General features: G+C 67.4%; 14 protein-coding genes and 3 pseudogenes. 10 read left to right on the plus strand and 7 right to left on the minus strand.

What is annotated here, in order from left to right; all coding sequences use genetic code 11:
* Positions 1-2 precede the first annotated feature (2 nt).
* Positions 3-1,079 (minus strand): annotated as a pseudogene (locus tag NC4_RS08325) (magnesium and cobalt transport protein CorA).
* 71 nt (positions 1,080-1,150) lie between these two features.
* Between NC4_RS08325 and NC4_RS08330 the strand changes: the two are divergent.
* From NC4_RS08330 to NC4_RS08350, 5 genes and pseudogenes are all read left to right on the plus strand, one after another.
* Positions 1,151-2,005, plus strand: a complete 855-nt coding sequence (locus NC4_RS08330; RefSeq protein WP_067535962.1) for a PHP domain-containing protein — start codon at positions 1,151-1,153, stop codon at positions 2,003-2,005.
* 55 nt (positions 2,006-2,060) lie between these two features.
* Positions 2,061-2,327: a hypothetical protein gene (locus NC4_RS08335; protein ID WP_067534622.1), complete on the plus strand. Its 267-nt coding sequence runs from the start codon at positions 2,061-2,063 to the stop codon at positions 2,325-2,327.
* Positions 2,328-2,378: 51 nt separating this feature from the next.
* Positions 2,379-3,638, plus strand: coding sequence for an FAD-dependent oxidoreductase (locus NC4_RS08340; RefSeq protein ID WP_067534625.1), 1,260 nt, complete (start codon positions 2,379-2,381; stop codon positions 3,636-3,638).
* Positions 3,639-4,014: 376 nt separating this feature from the next.
* Positions 4,015-5,196: pseudogene (locus tag NC4_RS08345) on the plus strand (NAD(P)-dependent malic enzyme).
* Positions 5,197-5,392: 196 nt separating this feature from the next.
* Positions 5,393-6,004: a toast rack family protein gene (locus NC4_RS08350; RefSeq protein WP_067534628.1), complete on the plus strand. Its 612-nt coding sequence runs from the start codon at positions 5,393-5,395 to the stop codon at positions 6,002-6,004.
* A 54-nt stretch (positions 6,005-6,058) separates the two neighbouring features.
* On the opposite strand, the gene NC4_RS08355 is transcribed toward NC4_RS08350, so the two are convergent.
* The 5 genes and pseudogenes from NC4_RS08355 to NC4_RS08375 all read right to left on the minus strand — a co-directional run bounded on the left by NC4_RS08355 (position 6,059) and on the right by NC4_RS08375 (position 10,020).
* The gene (locus NC4_RS08355) at positions 6,059-6,481 is read right to left on the minus strand and encodes a CBS domain-containing protein (protein ID WP_067534631.1); all 423 of its coding nucleotides are present in this window, start codon (positions 6,479-6,481) and stop codon (positions 6,059-6,061) included.
* 71 nt (positions 6,482-6,552) lie between these two features.
* Positions 6,553-7,233, minus strand: a complete 681-nt coding sequence (locus tag NC4_RS08360) for an ABC transporter permease (RefSeq protein ID WP_067534634.1) — start codon at positions 7,231-7,233, stop codon at positions 6,553-6,555.
* Positions 7,230-7,940 (minus strand): ABC transporter permease, encoded by a 711-nt coding sequence (locus tag NC4_RS08365; protein ID WP_067534637.1) that lies wholly within the window; start codon positions 7,938-7,940, stop codon positions 7,230-7,232. Before NC4_RS08365 ends, NC4_RS08360 begins: the two co-directional genes overlap by 4 nt.
* A 13-nt stretch (positions 7,941-7,953) precedes the next feature.
* A complete protein-coding gene (locus NC4_RS08370) occupies positions 7,954-9,117 on the minus strand; it encodes an ABC transporter ATP-binding protein (RefSeq protein WP_067534640.1) in 1,164 nt (387 codons plus the stop codon).
* A 9-nt stretch (positions 9,118-9,126) separates the two neighbouring features.
* Positions 9,127-10,020: pseudogene (locus NC4_RS08375) on the minus strand (ABC transporter substrate-binding protein).
* Positions 10,021-10,256: 236 nt separating this feature from the next.
* Here NC4_RS08375 and NC4_RS08380 point away from each other — a divergent pair.
* On the plus strand, positions 10,257-11,249 hold the full coding sequence (locus NC4_RS08380; protein WP_157554388.1) for a glycine betaine ABC transporter substrate-binding protein: 993 nt from the start codon (positions 10,257-10,259) through the stop codon (positions 11,247-11,249).
* A gap of 97 nt (positions 11,250-11,346) precedes the next feature.
* Positions 11,347-12,036 (plus strand): Crp/Fnr family transcriptional regulator, encoded by a 690-nt coding sequence (locus tag NC4_RS08385; RefSeq protein ID WP_169814748.1) that lies wholly within the window; start codon positions 11,347-11,349, stop codon positions 12,034-12,036.
* Between the two features lie 598 nt (positions 12,037-12,634).
* Here NC4_RS08385 and NC4_RS08390 read toward each other — a convergent pair.
* Positions 12,635-13,258 carry a TetR/AcrR family transcriptional regulator gene (locus NC4_RS08390; protein WP_067535967.1) on the minus strand — a complete coding sequence of 208 codons (624 nt, stop codon included), beginning with the start codon at positions 13,256-13,258 and terminating at the stop codon, positions 12,635-12,637.
* Between the two features lie 86 nt (positions 13,259-13,344).
* Here NC4_RS08390 and NC4_RS08395 point away from each other — a divergent pair, with 86 nt between their 5' ends.
* From NC4_RS08395 to NC4_RS08405, 3 genes are read left to right on the plus strand one after another with little or no spacing between them, the layout of a single operon-like run.
* On the plus strand, positions 13,345-14,844 hold the full coding sequence (locus NC4_RS08395) for a flavin-containing monooxygenase (protein WP_067534646.1): 1,500 nt from the start codon (positions 13,345-13,347) through the stop codon (positions 14,842-14,844).
* 39 nt (positions 14,845-14,883) lie between these two features.
* Positions 14,884-15,714, plus strand: coding sequence for an SDR family NAD(P)-dependent oxidoreductase (locus NC4_RS08400; protein WP_067534649.1), 831 nt, complete (start codon positions 14,884-14,886; stop codon positions 15,712-15,714).
* A gap of 11 nt (positions 15,715-15,725) precedes the next feature.
* Positions 15,726-16,640, plus strand: coding sequence for an alpha/beta hydrolase (locus NC4_RS08405; RefSeq protein ID WP_067534652.1), 915 nt, complete (start codon positions 15,726-15,728; stop codon positions 16,638-16,640).
* Positions 16,641-16,670 lie beyond the last annotated feature (30 nt).

Genomic DNA, 16,670 nt, shown 5'->3' on the forward strand with positions numbered 1-16,670 from the left:
TCTCACAACCACTTGTTGCTGCGGAAGTTGGCGTAGAGCAGCCCGCAGAAGATCACCATGATGGCGACGACGAGGCCGTAGCCGTAGGTCCACTTCAATTCCGGCATGTGGTCGAAGTTCATGCCGTAGATGCCCGCGATCATGGTCGGCACCGCCGCCATGGCCGCGTAGGCGGAGATCTTGCGCATATCGGTGTTCTGCTGCACGCCGATCTTGGCCAGCGCGGCATTGATGAGCGCGCTGAGTGATTCGTCGAAATCGGTGACCTGTTCGGTGACCGCCGTGTGGTGGTCGGTGACATCGCGCATGTAGGAGCGGATCTCGGTGGGCAGCGGCAGCGACATGTCGTGGGTGAGCAGCTGGAGCGGGATGGCCAGCGGCTTCACCGCCCGGCGTAGCTCCACCACCTCGCGCTTGAGCTGATAGATGGCCTCGATCTGGATCTTGTTGGCCGGAGTGAAGACCTCTTCCTCCATGGCGTCCACATCGTCCTCGATCTCGGCGACGACCTCGATATAGGAATCCACGATGTGATCGGCGACGGCATGCATGACGGCACTGGGGCCGAGCGCCAGTTGCGCGTGGTCGGATTCCAGCTCCCGGCGCACACCGGCCAGCCCGGTGTGCTCGCCGTGCCGGACGGTGATCACGAAATTCTCGCCGAGGAACACCATCATCTAGCCGGTGTCGACGATCTCGCTGACGGTGTTCAGCTCGTGCTCGTGGTAGCGCACGGTGCGCAGCACCAGCACCAGCACCCGGTTCTCGTACCGCTCCAGTTTCGGGCGCTGATGGCCTTTGACGGCGTCCTCGGCGGCGAGCGGGTGCAGCCCGAAGGTCTCCGCCACATCGGTCATGAGCGCCGCACTGGGCTCGTGCAGGCCGAGCCAGACGAATCCGTCATTGCGTTCGCGCACTTCGGCCAGGGCGTTCTTGTAGGTGCAGCGGTCCCACAGCCGCGCGCCGTCGATGTAGACCGCGCAGTCGACGATGTCGCCGGGGGCCACGGTCACGTGCTTCTCGCCCGACGGATGCTCACCCGCCTTCCCGGGCCAGCGGATGGACGGCAGCGGTGGAATCGATGACACCCGGTGAGTCTAATTGCCCGGCCGCCCGGGACAGCCGCTCCGGCGCAGGCAAGATGGACGGCGTGCGCATCGATCTCCACACCCATTCCACCGCGTCCGACGGCACGGACACCCCGGCCGAACTGATCGGCGAGGCCGCGGCCGCCGGACTCGACGTGGTCGCCCTGACCGATCACGACACCACCTCCGGCTGGGCGGAGGCCGCCGCGGCCCTGCCGCCGGGTTTGACGCTGGTGCGGGGCATGGAGATGTCGTGTGTGGGGCTGGGCGAGGACGGGTATCCGGTGCCGGTGCATCTGCTGGCCTACCTGTTCGATCCGGCCGACGAATCCTTCGCGCAGGAGCGGGAGCGCCTGCGCGCCGAGCGGATCGTGCGACTACGGTCCATGGCCGAGCAGATGGCGGCCGACGGCCTGCCCATCGATCCGGAGGCGGTGATGGCCTCGGTGGGTCCCTCGGCGGGGCGGCCGCATCTGGCTCGGGCGCTGGTGAACGCGGGCGTGGTGCCGACGGTGGACGCCGCCTTCCAGGATCTGCTGGCGCCGCACGGCCGGTACTACGTGGAGAAGGCCGACACGCCGCTGCGACGTGCGGTCGAGATGGTGGCCTCGGCGGGCGGGGTGAGTGTGGTGGCGCATGCGCGGGCCCGCAAGCGCGGGCGGCTGCTGTCGCTCGATCACATTCGGGAGCTGGCCGAACTCGGTTTGGGCGGGCTGGAGCTGGACCATCCCGATCACAATGCGGCCGACCGGGAGGTATTGCGGGGGCTGGCGGGCGAACTGGGGCTGGTGACCACCGGCTCCTCGGACTACCACGGCAGCAACAAGACCATTCGGCTCGGTGAATTCACCACCGACCCAACACAATTCGAGGAAATCTTGGGCAAAGCGAGCGGGGTGCCGGTGATTGCCGGATGACGGGTGCGGACCGGGCGGCTCGCGGCGCCGGGCAGGGTGGCCGCGTGGAGCCGGTATGAGGCTGGTGCGAGGGTTGAGCGGGGTGGTCGCCGGGGGCGTGGTGATGCTGGCGGCGACCGTCGTGGGTGCGGAGATCATCCGTATCCGGCGCGGATTTCCCGGTCCCGGCTGGGATACCGTGGCGTGGCATGTCGGTGCGGCACTCGCGGTTTCGGCGGCACAGATATTCACCGACCGGCGGCATGGATTCGCCGCTTTTTCCGGATCGGTGGTCGTTTTCTTGATTGCCGGATATCTGCTGTGGGCGCAGTGGTGGAATTGAAATACGCATAACGGTTGCGAGCGGTTGAACTGTGGCCGAACATTTGTCGTTATGGGCGAATTCGACGCCGATGTTCTGATCCTGGGTGGTGGTCCGGCCGGAGCCTGGGCCGCACTCGCCGCGGCGGCCGCGGGTGCTCGGGTATTGGTGGTCGACAAGGCCCGCTGCGGGACCAGCGGACCGACCGCGAGGGGCGGGGTGACGCTGTGGAACATCCCGGCGGGACGGGGTCGCGAGGAGGCGGTGGCGCAGAACTTCGCGCACGCCGGGGGAATCGGCGATCCGGAGTGGATGCGGCGGGTGCTGGAGGAGACCCACCGGCGGGTGGGGCAATTGGTGCAGGGCGGTTTCCGGTTCCAGGGCGAGCATCCCGGGCGGCCCGCGCGGGTGTATCTGGACGGCGGAAAATATCTCGGCCGGATGCGGCGCAGCATGGTGGTCGCGGGGGTGCGGATTCTCGATCATCACCCGGCCCTGCAACTTCTCACCGACGGCGACGGCACGGTCTCCGGGGCGGCCGGGGTGGCGCTGTCCGGCGAACCGCGCGCCTGGACCGCGCGAGCCCGGGCGGTGGTGCTCGCGACCGGCGGCTGCGCCTTCCTCTCCGGTGGCGCGGGCACCGATGTGGACACCGGCGACGGACTGCTCATGGGCGTGGAGGCGGGCGCCGAACTGTCCGGCATGGAATTCTCCAACGCCCATTCGCTGGTGCCCGCCGAACATCCGCTGCGGCTGGCGGGCGCGGCGGCCTTCGCGCCCGACCAGGTCATGCACTTCGCCACCCTCTACGACGAATCCCGGTCGGTGCTGTGCGGTAACGGCTGCGGGTCGCGGGCCCAGGTCTTCGCCGCGCTCGCCGATGGCCGCCGCGTCTACGCCACGCTCGACCAATTGCCCGAGGACCTGCGGGGGGAACTGCTGCGCGGCGGCGGGCCCGACTGGTCGGGCCGGGTGCCGCTGCGCGCGGTCCTGGAGGGCACCGTGCGCGGCACCGGCGGGCTGCGGCTGGCCGGACTCGACTGCGCCACCACGGTTCCCGGCCTCTACGGCGCGGGCGATGTGACCACCCGCGAACCCATTACCGGCGCGGTCTCCGGCTTCGGCGGGCAGAACGGCGCGTGGGCCATCGCCACCGGCGTGTGGGCCGGTGCGGCCGGGGCTCACCTCCGCCGTGCCAAGTCCGCGAGACACTTCTCGGCAGGAAAGTGCCGACCTGCGAGTTTCCTGAAACCCAGGGGTGATTCGAGTCGCCTACGCTTCGAGGATGCTGCACCCGCGCGACGGCCCGAGGGGCGATTTGGCGCGTCGTAGCAGGTACTGGCAGAATGGCTGGACCCTGGCCGAAGCCACCGCCCGGCCTCGGGGACTCGGTGATCACGATCCGCGACTCGCGGGTTCTCCCGCGATCACCCCGGCGATATCGCCCGGACCCACCCGTCCGGTTTTCGCTCGATGATCTGTGCCGCGACACGCTTCCTCTACGATCCCGTATTACTTTGTGTCCGTTGCCACGATGTGATGGCAAGGTTTCACCGAGTGGGCTCGCAATGAGGCGGCCCGGCGCGCCGATATAAGAGCACCGAAACCCTATTACCTATTACCGAACGGTAACCGTCAAACGGTTGAGTCCGCCCCGAGCAGGAGTGAAATAGTGTCACCTGTGACTGAAGCTGTGAACGCCACCAAGATCAGCCCCGCGTCCAATACCAACCTGTCCGATATCACCACGGAAGAGATTTTCGCGGGCCATCTCGGCGGCAAGCTCTCGGTCGAACTCACCGCGCCCCTCGAGACGCAGCGCGATCTGTCCATCGCCTACACCCCGGGCGTCGCGTAGGTCTGCCGCGGCATCCACAAGGACGAGTCGCTGGCCAAGACCTACACCTGGGCCGAGCGTCTGGTCGTGGTGGTCTCCGACGGCACCGCCGTGCTGGGCCTGGGCGATATCGGCCCGCGCGCCTCGCTGCCGGTGATGGAGGGCAAGGCGGCGCTGTTCAAGAAGTTCGCCGGGCTGGACTCGATTCCGATCGTGCTCGACACCACCGATCCCGACGAGATCGTCGAGACCCTGATTCGCCTGCGCCCCAGCTTCGGCGCGGTCAATCTGGAGGACATCTCCGCGCCGCGCTGCTTCGAGATCGAGAAGCGCGTCATCGAGGCCCTGGACTGCCCGGTCATGCACGATGATCAGCACGGCACCGCCATTGTGGTGCTGGCCGCCCTCAAGGGTGCGGCCGCGGTGCAGGGCCGCGATATGTCCGGTCTGAAGGTCGTGGTGTCCGGTGCGGGCGCGGCGGGTGTGGCCTGCACCAATATCCTGCTGGCGGCAGGTGTCTCGGACATCATCGTGCTCGACTCCAAGGGCATCGTGAGCCGTGATCGCGCGGACCTCAACGAGGTGAAGGCCGAGCTGGCACAGCGCACCAACCCGCGCGATATCACCGGCGGCGCGGCCGAGGCCCTCCAGGGCGCGGACGTCTTCCTGGGCCTGTCGGCGGGCACCATCGCCGAGGAGCTCATTGCCGCCATGGCTCCCGAGTCCATCGTGTTCGCCATGTCGAACCCGGATCCGGAAATCCACCCCGAGGTGGCGCGCGAGTACGCCGCCATCGTGGCCACCGGGCGCAGCGACTTCCCGAACCAGATCAACAATGTGCTCGCGTTCCCGGGTGTGTTCAAGGGTGCGCTGGATGCCGGTGCGCGCCGGATCACCGAGGGTATGAAGGTCGCCGCGGCCGAGGCCATCTTCGGCGTGGTCGCCGGTGAGCTCTCCGCCGACAAGATCATCCCCAGCCCGCTGGACCCGCGCGTGGCCCCGGCCGTCGCCGAGGCCGTCGGCAGTGCCGCCCGCGCCGAGGGCGTGGCCTGATCTCAAGCTGAGACATTCGGCCCCCTCGCAGGACTGCGAGGGGGCCGAAGTGCATTAGGGGGAGACCGTTCGGCGCGGGGATGAAGCGCATCCGGGGAACACGCACGTGGTGTGTGAATGCGCCGGTCAGCGCGGATTCTGGGTTACCTTGAGGCCGCGAGAGTTCGGGCCGCTGCGACGAACGGGAGGGCACTCCATGCGCGAAACCGACTACTCGGCGCTTTTGGCCGGTACCGCTACCGGGGTGCTGCGCTTCGGGCGGGGCGTGGTCCATCTGGCGGTGCTCGCGGATGCGAACCTGAGCGGGTTGTTCCGGGCGCGCTTCGACGGCCCGCCTCCGGTGGTCGCGGCCACGGGTAATGCGATCGCCATCGACTACAAGGGTTTTCACCCGTTCGCCTGGCGTCGGCGCGCGGCGGACATCGCCTTGAATCCGGCCATTCCGTGGCGGATAGAGATCGGTCACGGCGTCAGCAGCATGACCGCGGACCTGCGGCCATTGCGCGTCACCGAGGTCAATGTCAGTGGCGGGGCGAGCAATGTCGATCTGCTGCTGGGCCGTCCGCAGGGCACGGTGCCGGTGTGCTTCGGCGCGGGGGTCAGCAAGGTCGGGATCATCCGGCCCCGGGATGTGGCGGTGCTGGCCGTGGTGCGCGGCGGCGCGAGCAAGTTCCGCCTCGACGAGCAGAAGTTCGGGGCGCTGGGCGGGGAGACGCGGCTGGAATCGCCGGACTATACGGCCGCGGTGGACCGCTACGACATCGAGATCGGCGGCGGGGCCAGCAGGCTCACCATCGACCGGCACTGAAACGGGAACGGGGCCCGCTCCTTTCGCGCGAACCCCGTCGTCTGGGATGTCGTACTAATGCGGAATCGAGACCGCGGCGACGAATTCGGCCAACTGCTGATCGGTGACGTTCTTGGCGAGATCCGATTCGCAGATCATGCCGACCAACTGCTTGCCGCCCTTCACATCGATGACCGGCAGCCGTTTGATCTGGTTCTGCTCCATGATGTCGAGGACGTCGGTGACCGAGGTGTCCACATCGACCCAGCGCGGGGTGCCCTGTGCCAGATCGCCCGCGCGTTCGCGGCTGGGGTCGTGGCCCTCGGCGATACACCGGACGACGATGTCACGGTCGGTGAGCATGCCGATCAAGCGGTCGTTATTGCAGATCGGCAGGGCGCCGACGTCCATATTGCGCATCATTTGCGCCGCGCGGTCCAGGGTTTCGTCCGCGGGAATGCATTCCGCGGTGCGGTGCATGATGTCGCGAGCCTTCATAGCTTTCACAACAGCCTCCTGTCGGTGGGGTGATCCAGCACTTCTTCGGGCCATCCACATCGTGACCCCGATCACACCCGGAGGTCAAACCGCAGCCGTCCGGTGCCGGGCACGCTGAGCCAGACCGCGAAGGCGAGCAGGCCGTCCAGGAGCAGGGCGAGCGCGGCCACCAGAATGGCGCCGACCAGGACGCGGTCGTATTTGTAGAGCCCGATGCCGTCGAAGATGTAGCGGCCCAGTCCACCCAGATTGACGTAGGCGGCAATGGTGGCGGTGGCGACGACCTGCAGGGTGGCCGCGCGCAGACCCGTCAGCAGAATGGGCAGGGCATTGGGCAGTTCCACGCGCAGCAGCACCTGGTGTTCGCGCATGCCCATGGCGCGGGAGGCGTCCACCACATCCGGATCCACATTGGCGATACCGGCGTACGCGCCCGCCAGCAGCGGCGGAATGCTGACGGTGAGCAGGGCCAGCAGCGGCGGGATCAGGCCCAGGCCCATGAGCAGCACCAGAAAGGTGAGCAGGCCCAGGGTGGGCAGGGCGCGCATGGCATTGGCGAAGCCGACAATGAGCGCCGAGCCGCGCCGGGTGTGGCCGATGAGCAGGCCCAGCGGGACGGCGAGCACGATCGAACCGGCGACGGTGAGGAAGCTGTACCAGAGGTGCTGGCCCAGGCGCGCGCCGATGCCGGTGGGGCCGGACCAGTTCGCACCGGTGCTCAGGAAATCCCAGGCGTCGATGAAAAGGTTCATGCGCCCGCGCCTTTCGCGGTATCCATGGACGGATCGACCGCGGTGCGCAGTAGTTGCGTACCGCCGCGCTTCTTGGTGGTGCGCACCCACGGGGTGGCCCAGCGGCCGATCAGGAACAGGGCGCGATCGATGACCAGCGCCAGCGCCAGCACGACGATGATGCCCGCGACGATCTCGTCCGGGTAGTCGCGCTGATAGCCCTGGGTGAACAGCTTGCCCAGACCGCCCACGCCGATCAGCGCGCCCACGGTGACCATGGAGATATTGGTGACCGCCACCACGCGCAGATTGGCCAGGAAGACCGGGAGGGCGAGCGGGAAGTCGACGGTCAGGGTGCGGCGCAGCCGGGTGTAGCCGATGGCGTCGGCGGCATCGAGGACGGTGGCGGGCACCGAATCCAGGGCCGCGGGCACCGCCACCACCAGCAGCGCCACCGAGTAGATGGTCAGCGCGATCACCACATTCAGCGGATCGATGGTGGAGATGCCGACCAGCGGCGGGATGATGACGAACAGCGCCAGCGACGGAATCGTATAGGCGATACCGGCGGCGGTCACGGTCACGCGGCGCAGCCACGGCACCCGATGCACCAGTGCGCCGAGGGGTATGGCGATGAGCAGGCCGATGAGCAGCGGGGCCATGGCCAGCGCCAGATGGGTGCGGGTGAACCCGGCGATCTCGCCCAGATTGTCGATCAGATAGTTCATCGCGGCTCCGGCATCAGCGGGACTCCCGGTCGGAGTAGCCGTTCTCGAAGAAGTCGCGATTGCGTTCGCTGTCCTCCTCGCCGCGCTGGCGCGCCAGCTGTTCGAGCACGTCACCGGCCAGGACGCCGCCGGTCACCGCGCCGGAATCGTCAACGGCCACACCGATTCCGGAGGGCGAGGAGACGGCGGCATCGAGGGCGAGGCGCAGATCGCCGCCGGGCGGGAACAGGGAGCCGCCCGCGGACATGCAGTCGTGCAGGGGTTTTCCGGCGCGGAAACTCTCCACGCCGGTCACATCCACCCAGCCCAGCGGATGCCGGTGCTCGTCCACGGCGAGCACCCATTCGCCGAGTTCCAGGCGCAGCGCCCGGATTTCGTCGACGGTGGCGGTGCGGATGTCGTGCAGGCGCACGCCCTGGGCGCTGCGGAACGACAGGGCGCGGTAGCCGCGGTCGCGGCCGACGAATTCGGCCACGAAATCGCTGGCGGGCTGGGCCAGGACATCCTGCGGGCGGTCGTACTGCTGCAATCGGCCGCCCGGGCCGAAGACGGCGATACGGTCGCCGAGGGTGACCGCCTCGTCGATGTCATGGGTGACGAAGACGATGGTCTTGCGCAATTCCGCTTGCAGCCGCAGCATTTCGGTCTGCAATTCGGCGCGCACCACCGGATCGACGGCGCTGAACGGTTCGTCCATGAGCAGGATGGGCGGATCGGCGGCCAGGGCCCGCGCCACGCCGACGCGCTGCTGCTGGCCGCCGGAGAGCTGGGCCGGATAGCGTTGCGCCAGAGCGCGATCCAGGCCGACCCGATCGAGGACCTCGAGCGCGGCCTTGCGGGCCTCACCGCGCCGTTTGCCCCGCAGCATGGGCACGGTCGCGACATTGTCGACGACCGTGCGGTGCGGCAGCAATCCGGCGCTCTGGATGACGTATCCGATACCGAGTCGCAGTTTCACCGGATCGGTTGTCGAGATGTCCTGTCCGGCAACGGTGATGGTCCCCGAGCTGGGGGTGATCATGCGGTTGATCATTCGCATGGAGGTGGTCTTGCCGCAGCCGGAGGGGCCGACGAACACCGTGAACGATCCGGACTTGATGCGCAGATCGAGGTGGTGCACCGCGGTGGTGCCGTCCGGATAGGTCTTGGTGACGCCGCTGAACTCGATATCGGACACGCGGATCTCCTATCCGACTGGCTTGTCGAGCCCCTGCGCGGCGACCCAGGTCTTGGCGGCGGCCGCGGGCTCGGTCTTGGCCGCGCCCGATACCGAGGTATTGAGCGAGATCAGTTCGGCGGTGGTGAGTTTCGCGGAGACTGCATTGAGCACGGCGAGCAGCTTGTCGCTCTTCTTGGCATTGTTGAACAGCGGCACCACGTTCTGGGCCGGGAAGTTGTTCTTCGGATCCTCCAGCACCACCAGGTTGTTCTCGGTGATGGCGGGGGAGGTGGTGAAGATGTCCGCGGCCGTCACCTGGCCGTCGACCAGGGCGCGCACGGTGGCCGGGCCGCCGCCGTCGGCGATCGGGACGAAGTTGCCGACGGAGATGTCGAGGTTGTAGTTCTTCTTCAGGCCGGGCAAACCGCCCGGGCGCTCCTGGAATTCGGCGGGCGCGGCGAACTTCACCTCGGCCGAATGCGCGGCCAGATCGGCGATGGTCTTCAGATTCCAGCGGTCCGCGGTGGCGCGGGTGACGACCACGGCGTCGGAGTCCTGGCCGAGGGCGGGGGTGCCGATACCGAGCTGATCGCCGACCGCGGTGGCCAGCGCCTTGTCGACATCGGCGGCCGAGGACGCGGTGGCGTTCTTGTCCAGGTACTGCAGCAGGTTGCCGGTGTAGTCCGGGATGAGGCTGATGGCGCATTCGCGCAACGCGGGCACATACGCCTCGCGGCTGCCGATATTCAGTTTGGTGTCGATCTAGAAACCGTTGGCGCGCAGCGCTTCCGCGTATATATTGGCGACCGTCTCGGATTCCGGGAAGTTGGCCGAGCCGACGGTGATCTGATTGGTGTCGGTGGAGCAGCTGCCCCCGCCCGACAGCGGATCGGAGTCGCTGCCACAGGCCGATGCCGCCATGGCCGCGGCCAGCGCCACCGCCGCGGCGAGAATTCGTAGCACGGTTCGAGTGGTGCGCCTGCCATCGGCGCGCGTGGTGAGCGTGTGCACTGTCGTCCTTCCGAGCGGGATGCGTGCGGCCCGCCGGTACTTCCGTGGCGAACCTGAGTGTTCATACTGCCCGTTGTGCGCCGCGCCCGGGGCCTACTGTGGGTCGGTTTCGCGTTTCGGCGGTGTGAGACGGCAGACTATGGCGGGTGTTCGGCAGAACAGACTCTTTCGCGCAGCCTGATCGCAAAGCCTCGCGGGCGCGCCGCGCACCGGTGCGATCCGTCCGGACGGTCCTGGCGCTGGCCGGTGCGGTCACCGTGCTGGCCGGTGCGGTCACCGTGCTGGCCGCCGGATGCGGCAGCGACGATCCCGGTCCGGTTCTCACCATCGGCTCGGGTGATTCCGCGCAGTCGCGCGTGCTGGCCGAGATCTACGCGGGAGCCCTGTCCCGCACCGGCGCCCACACCGCCACCAAATCCGGCATAGACCAACGCGGCTACCTCTCCGCCCTGGATTCCGACACCGTCACGGTCGTCCCCGATGTCAGCGGTGACCTGCTCACCGCCCTCGACTCCACCTCCGCGGCCCGCAAGCCCGAGGATGTCGTCACCGCCCTGAATCGCGCGCTCCCCGAAGGTCTGATCGTCTCCGATCCGGCCGACGGCACGGACCTGCGCCCCGCCGTGATCGTGCCCGCGGCCAAGTCCGCCGACTTCCCGTCCTCGCTGAAGGAACTCGCCCCCCGCTGTCCGGAGTTGACCGTCGGGGTGGCCACCGGTCCGGCTCTCGAACCCCTGCACGCGCCCTTGGACCCGCAGCGCGATGTCCTCGACCCGCTGCGCACCGTCTACGACTGCTCCCTCCCGACCCCTCGCACCTACTCCAGTGTCGCGGATCTCCGAAACGCCCTGTCCACCGGCGAAATCCAACTGGCCGTCGTCTCTGGCCCGCCCGCCTACCTCCCCGAGGGCGGCCTCGAGGTCCAACCCCTCGCCGACCCGGACTACGCCTTCCGCGCCGCCAACGTGATCCCGCTCCTCCGCAAGGGCACTCTCACCGACCAGCAACAACGCAAACTCAACTATGTGGCGGGCGAGCTCACCACCACCGACCTCGCCGATATGATCCGCGAGGTCCGCGACAACAATGTCGACCCCGCCGCCCTGGCCCGCAACTGGCTCGACGCCCACGCGCTCTGACTGCGTCGCAAGAACATTCGCGCCGCACCTCGCACCGTCGCGACAATGGGGCATGATTGTGAGCCTGGAAAACTGGCCATGGCCGGAGGGCACGTTCATGGCGAGGCTCTGTCCGGAGTCACGGCGGAGTCTGCTGCGACTCGGTGTGCAGTCCTATTACGGCCCCGGCCAGTTCCTGATGCGACAGGGTGGCGAGGGCAGCAGTGTCTACCTGCTGCGCTCCCGCGATACGACGGTATCGGCGTGCGTCAAGATCACCGATGCGGACGGCCAACTCTTCGCCATCCGGGTCAGCGGCGATGTGATCGGCGAACTGGCGGCGCTCGATCCCGGGTCGGTGCGCTCGGCCACCGCCTCGGTGTGTACGGCCACCATCGCGCACTGCATTCCGGGCGATGCGTTCGTGGCCTTCCTCGATGGGCACACCGATGGCTGGCAGGTGCTCTGCCGGACCATCGCGGATCGGCTCGCCTGGTCGGACCAGCGCCGCCTGGACTTCGGTGAGCGTCCCGTCCATGTCCGCCTGGCGCGCTTGCTGGTGGAGTTCGCCGAATCCCACGGGCGCCGAACCAAGCTCGTCCGGGAGCCCAGCGGGCCGGAGATCGAGGTGCGGGAGATGACGGTACGACTGTCCTACAAGGAACTCGGCAATCTCATCGGCGCCCGGGTGGACGCTGTCGGCCGGGCCATGACGACAATGCGCGCGGCGGACCTGGCGTGCCTGCAGAACGGGCACGTGGTCGTCCTCGACCTCGAGGGGTTGCGCGAATTCGCCGGTCTGACCTGAAATCTCCGGCGTCGCGCCCGGCATTCCATAATTTCACCCGGATCGGCCGGATTTTTCAGGCGCTCTTGCGTTTCCGCCATGTCACCCTCGTGGTTCCGCCGAAAGATTCCGAGAGGTGGCCAATGTCGGTACACCAGCAATCATCCGCATGCCGGGAGGCCGATCGGCTCTACCGCGCACTGATCGCCACCCACAGTCCCCTCGCGGCCGCCCTCATCACGGCGGCCGTCACCGGCCGGTGGCCCGCCGAAACCCCGCAACGAAATTCAAACGGCGGGGTCTCGGATTGATACCGGGGGCAACCGGTTTGCCGGAAAGTTCGCATACGGTGGAAGGTGCGGGGACAGCTTGCGAATCGTGAGAATCCACTGGGCTTTTCGGATTTTCAGGATGTTCTCAGTTCATTCGCTGGGAATTCTCGAGGTTGTTTCCACTTGACACTTCAGGAGGGGTTTCATGTCGGGAAACGAATCGCCGTCCGGGCCCGCGGAGGTCGATCGGCTGTATCGGAGTTTGGCGGGGACGCACAGTCCGTTGGCGGCGGCGCTCATCACGGCCGCGGTGACGGGGGAATGGCCGGGGGAGAGCGTGGTGCCGATCAGTCGCAGAGGGCTGCGGATAGTGTCTGGTTCAAGGCGAGCGCGGGGAGGGAATCGACGAGCATATCGATGAGCTCGGCGCGCGTGATGGGTTCGGCGCGCAGCCAGGTCAGGGTGGTTTCCTCGACGAAGGCGATCCAGCCGCGGACGGCCAGGGTCAGGCGGGGGCGGTCGGCGTCCTCCACGGGGATGGGGGATTCGGTGAGGATGCGGTCGACCTGGGCCTGGCGGTGGGCGTCGACCATGGCGGCCAGATCCGGGCTGGCGGAGGCGGGGCCGCGCAGGAGGGCCAGATAGGAGGTGCGGTTCTCCGAGACGTAGGCGATATAGCGCTCGATGGCGTCGCGGAGCATATCGGGGAGGGGGAGATCGCGATTGGGGCTGGTGCGTTCCAGCAGCTGGGCATTGGCGTGCTGGACGATCGCCAGGTGGAAGTCCTGTTTGGTGGGGAAGTAGTGGAAGAGCAGGCCGCGGGAGATGCCTGCCTGCTCGGCGATCTCGCCCACGGAGATATCCTCTAGCGCGCGTTCGCGCAGCATGCGGGCGCCGAGGGTGATGAGCTGGCTGCGGCGTTCGCCGGGGCTGAGGCGCACACGCTTGGCTCCGGTCTCCGGTCTGCTCACGCTGCGCTCCTTGGTCACGGGTTCAGCTTACTGAGCAAGAGTCAATACTGTTGACTCGGGCTCAATAAGACCTTACGCTCGCTTACATGAGTCGCAAGGTTACAGACAAAGCTGTCGGCAACCGGCCTGCCCGGCATTCCCGCATCATCATCGTCGGCAGCGGGTTCTCGGGCCTGGGTATGGCGATTCGGCTGAGCCAGCAGGGTCGCAATGATTACCTCGTGCTGGAGCGCGGGCACGATGTCGGCGGCACCTGGCGCGACAACACCTACCCGGGCGCGGCCTGCGATGTGCCCTCGCAGCTGTACTCGTACTCCTTCGCGCTCAACCCGGACTGGTCGCGCTCGTTCTCCAAGCAGCCGGAGATCCAGCGCTACATCCAGGGCGTCGCCGACAAGTACGGCGTGCGCGACCGCCACATCTTCGGCTGCGATATGACCGGCGCGCAGTGGAACGAGGAGACCTCGCGCTGGGAGATCCAGACCTCGCGGGGTCCGTTCACCGCCGATATCCTGATCTCCGCCGTCGGCGCCCTGTGCGAGCCGAATCTGCCGGATATCAAGGGCATCAACGGCTTCGAGGGCGAGATCTTCCACTCCGCCCGCTGGGATCACGACGCCGACCTGACCGGTAAGCGGGTCGCGGTCATCGGCACCGGCGCCTCGGCCATCCAGATCGTGCCCAATATCGCCGCGCAGGTCGCGCACCTGGACGTCTACCAGCGCACCGCGCCCTGGCTGCTCCCGCGCGGCGACCGGCCCTACACGCTGCCGGAAAAGCTGGCCTTCAAGCACATTCCGGGCTTCCAGGCGCTCTCCCGCGCCGCCATCTACGCCGTGCGCGAGACCCAGGTGGTGGGTCTGGCCAAGTTCCCGCCCGCCATGCTGGCCCTGGAAGCCGTCGCGCGCGCAAAGCTTTTCGCCGAGATCCGGGATCCGGAACTGCGCGCCAAGGTGACCCCGGACTTCCGCATCGGCTGCAAGCGCATGCTGATCTCCAACGACTACTACCCGGCGCTGTCCCGCGACAATGTCGACCTGGTGACCGACGGCATTCGGGAGATCAACGCCAACTCCATCGTCACCGCCGACGGCACCGAGCGCGTGGTGGACGCCATTGTGGTGGCCACCGGCTTCCACGTCACCGACTCCCCGGTCTTCGAGGCCATCGCCGGTCGCGACGGCCGCACCCTCGCAGAGGTTTTCGAGGAGGGCGGGCAGCAGGGCTACAAGGGTTCGACGATTCACAACTACCCGAATATGTTCTTCCTGCTGGGCCCGAATGTCGGCCTGGGCCACACCTCGATGGTGTACATGATCGAATCGCAGATCAATTACATTGCCGACGCGGTGGCGAAAATCGACAGCCTCGGGCTGCGGACCGTCGAGGTGCGCAAGGATGTGCAGGACGAGTTCAATACCGAGTTGCAGAAGAAGCTGGTCGGTTCGGTCTGGAGCACCGGCGGTTGCGCTTCCTGGTATCTCGACAAGCACGGCAACAACACCACACTGTGGCCGGATTTCACCTTCCGCTTCCGCAGTCTGCTCGAGAAATTCGATGTGTCTGCCTACGCGGTCAGCAAGTAAACCTCACCGAGAACCTCACCGAGCGAAAGTAGTGAATCCGTGAGCAACGATGCTTACTTCAAGGACAAGGTCTGCGTGATCACCGGCGCCGGCTCCGGCATCGGCCGCGCACTGGCGGAGAACCTGGCCCGGCGCGGGGCCAAGCTCGCGCTGTCGGACATCGACACCGAGGGTCTCGCCGAGACGGTGTCCCGCTGTGAGAAGTACGGCGTGCAGATCAAATCCGATCGGCTCAATGTGGCCGAGCGCGAGGCCGTGCTGGTCTACGCCGACGAGGTCAACAAGCACTTCGGCAAGGTCAACCAGATCTACAACAATGCCGGTATCGCCCACCACGGCGACGTGATCTCCACGTCCTTCAAGGACATCGACCGGATCATGGACGTCGACTTCTACGGAGTGGTCAACGGCACCAAGGCCTTCCTGCCGTACCTGGTCGAATCCGGTGCGGGCCACGTGGTGAACATCTCCGGCCTGTTCGGCCTCATTGCCGTCCCCGGCCAGAGTGCCTACAACGCCGCGAAATTCGCGGTGCGCGGCTTCACCGAGGCGTTGCGCCAGGAGATGATCATGTCCGGCCACAAGGTCAAAGTGACCCGTGTGCATCCGGGCGGCATCAAGACCGCGGTGGCCCGCAATGCCACCGTCGCCGAGGGGCTCAACCAGAAGAATCTGGCCGCCCTCTTCGACTCGAAGCTGGCCATGCACACCCCCGAGATGGCCGCCCAGACCATTACCGAGGGCGTCGCCCGCGGCCACGGGCGCGTGCTGATCGGCTGGGAGGCAAAGCTTCTCGACCTTTTCGTGCGCACCACCGGCTCGTACTATCAGCGCATCGCCGCCGTGACGCAAAAGCGCTTCCTGCCGTAAGGATTTCGGTTATGCCCGAGCTGTCGATCCCGCTCCCCGTGGCCCGCGCGGTCTTTCGCCCGATCTTCCAAGCCATCTTGAACGCCCGCCTGCCCTTCGCGGTGCAGCGGGCGCTCATGAGCGGCGGCGGGCCGCTGCAGGGCGTCCCGCGCGGTACCCACGTGGAGCGGGTCCGGCTCGGCGGCCGCCCGGCCGAGCGGGTGACCCGGGGCCCGTCCTCCGATATCGCCACCGTGCTGTACCTGCACGGCGGCGGTTATACGGTCGGATCCCCCTCCAGCCACCGCCCGCTGACGGGTTTCCTGGCGCGCGAAACCGGTTGCCCGATCCAGGCTTTGGACTATCGCCTGGCTCCGGAGCATCCGTTCCCGGCGGCCCTGGACGATGCCGAGGCCGCGTTCCTGGAACTGATCGCCTTCGGCTATCGCCCGGAACGCATTGCCATTGCCGGTGATTCGGCCGGTGGCGGGCTGTCGCTGGCGCTCGCGCTGCGGCTGCGCGACAAGCACGGCCTTACCCCGGCCGCGCTGGGTCTGATCGCCCCGTGGGCCGATCCCAACGAGATCCCGGACCGGCAGCGCGATCTGGTGATCAACAAGCCGTGGTCGCGGGCCTGCGCCGCCGCCTATCTGGGTGACGGCGACGGGTCCGACACCGGCTACGCGCCGCTGCTCGGCGATCTGCGCGGCCTGCCGCCGACCTATGTCCACGCCGATGTGGACGAACTGCTGTACGACCAGTGCACGCGGCTGGTGGCGAAACTGCGCGAATCGGGCGTCGATACCCGGTTCACCGAAACCGAGGGGCTCTGGCATGTCGCCCAGCTCCAGTCCGGTCTGGTCGCGCCCGCCGCGGCGATCACCACCGAACTCGGCGGCTTCCTGCGCCAAGCGCTGCGACCTGCGCAAACCAGGTCGGTGGGATAGGTCGTCGAGTGTCGGCCCGCACACGGACGA

Source organism: Nocardia crassostreae (assembly GCF_001613405.1).
GTDB classification, from domain to species: domain Bacteria; phylum Actinomycetota; class Actinomycetes; order Mycobacteriales; family Mycobacteriaceae; genus Nocardia; species Nocardia crassostreae.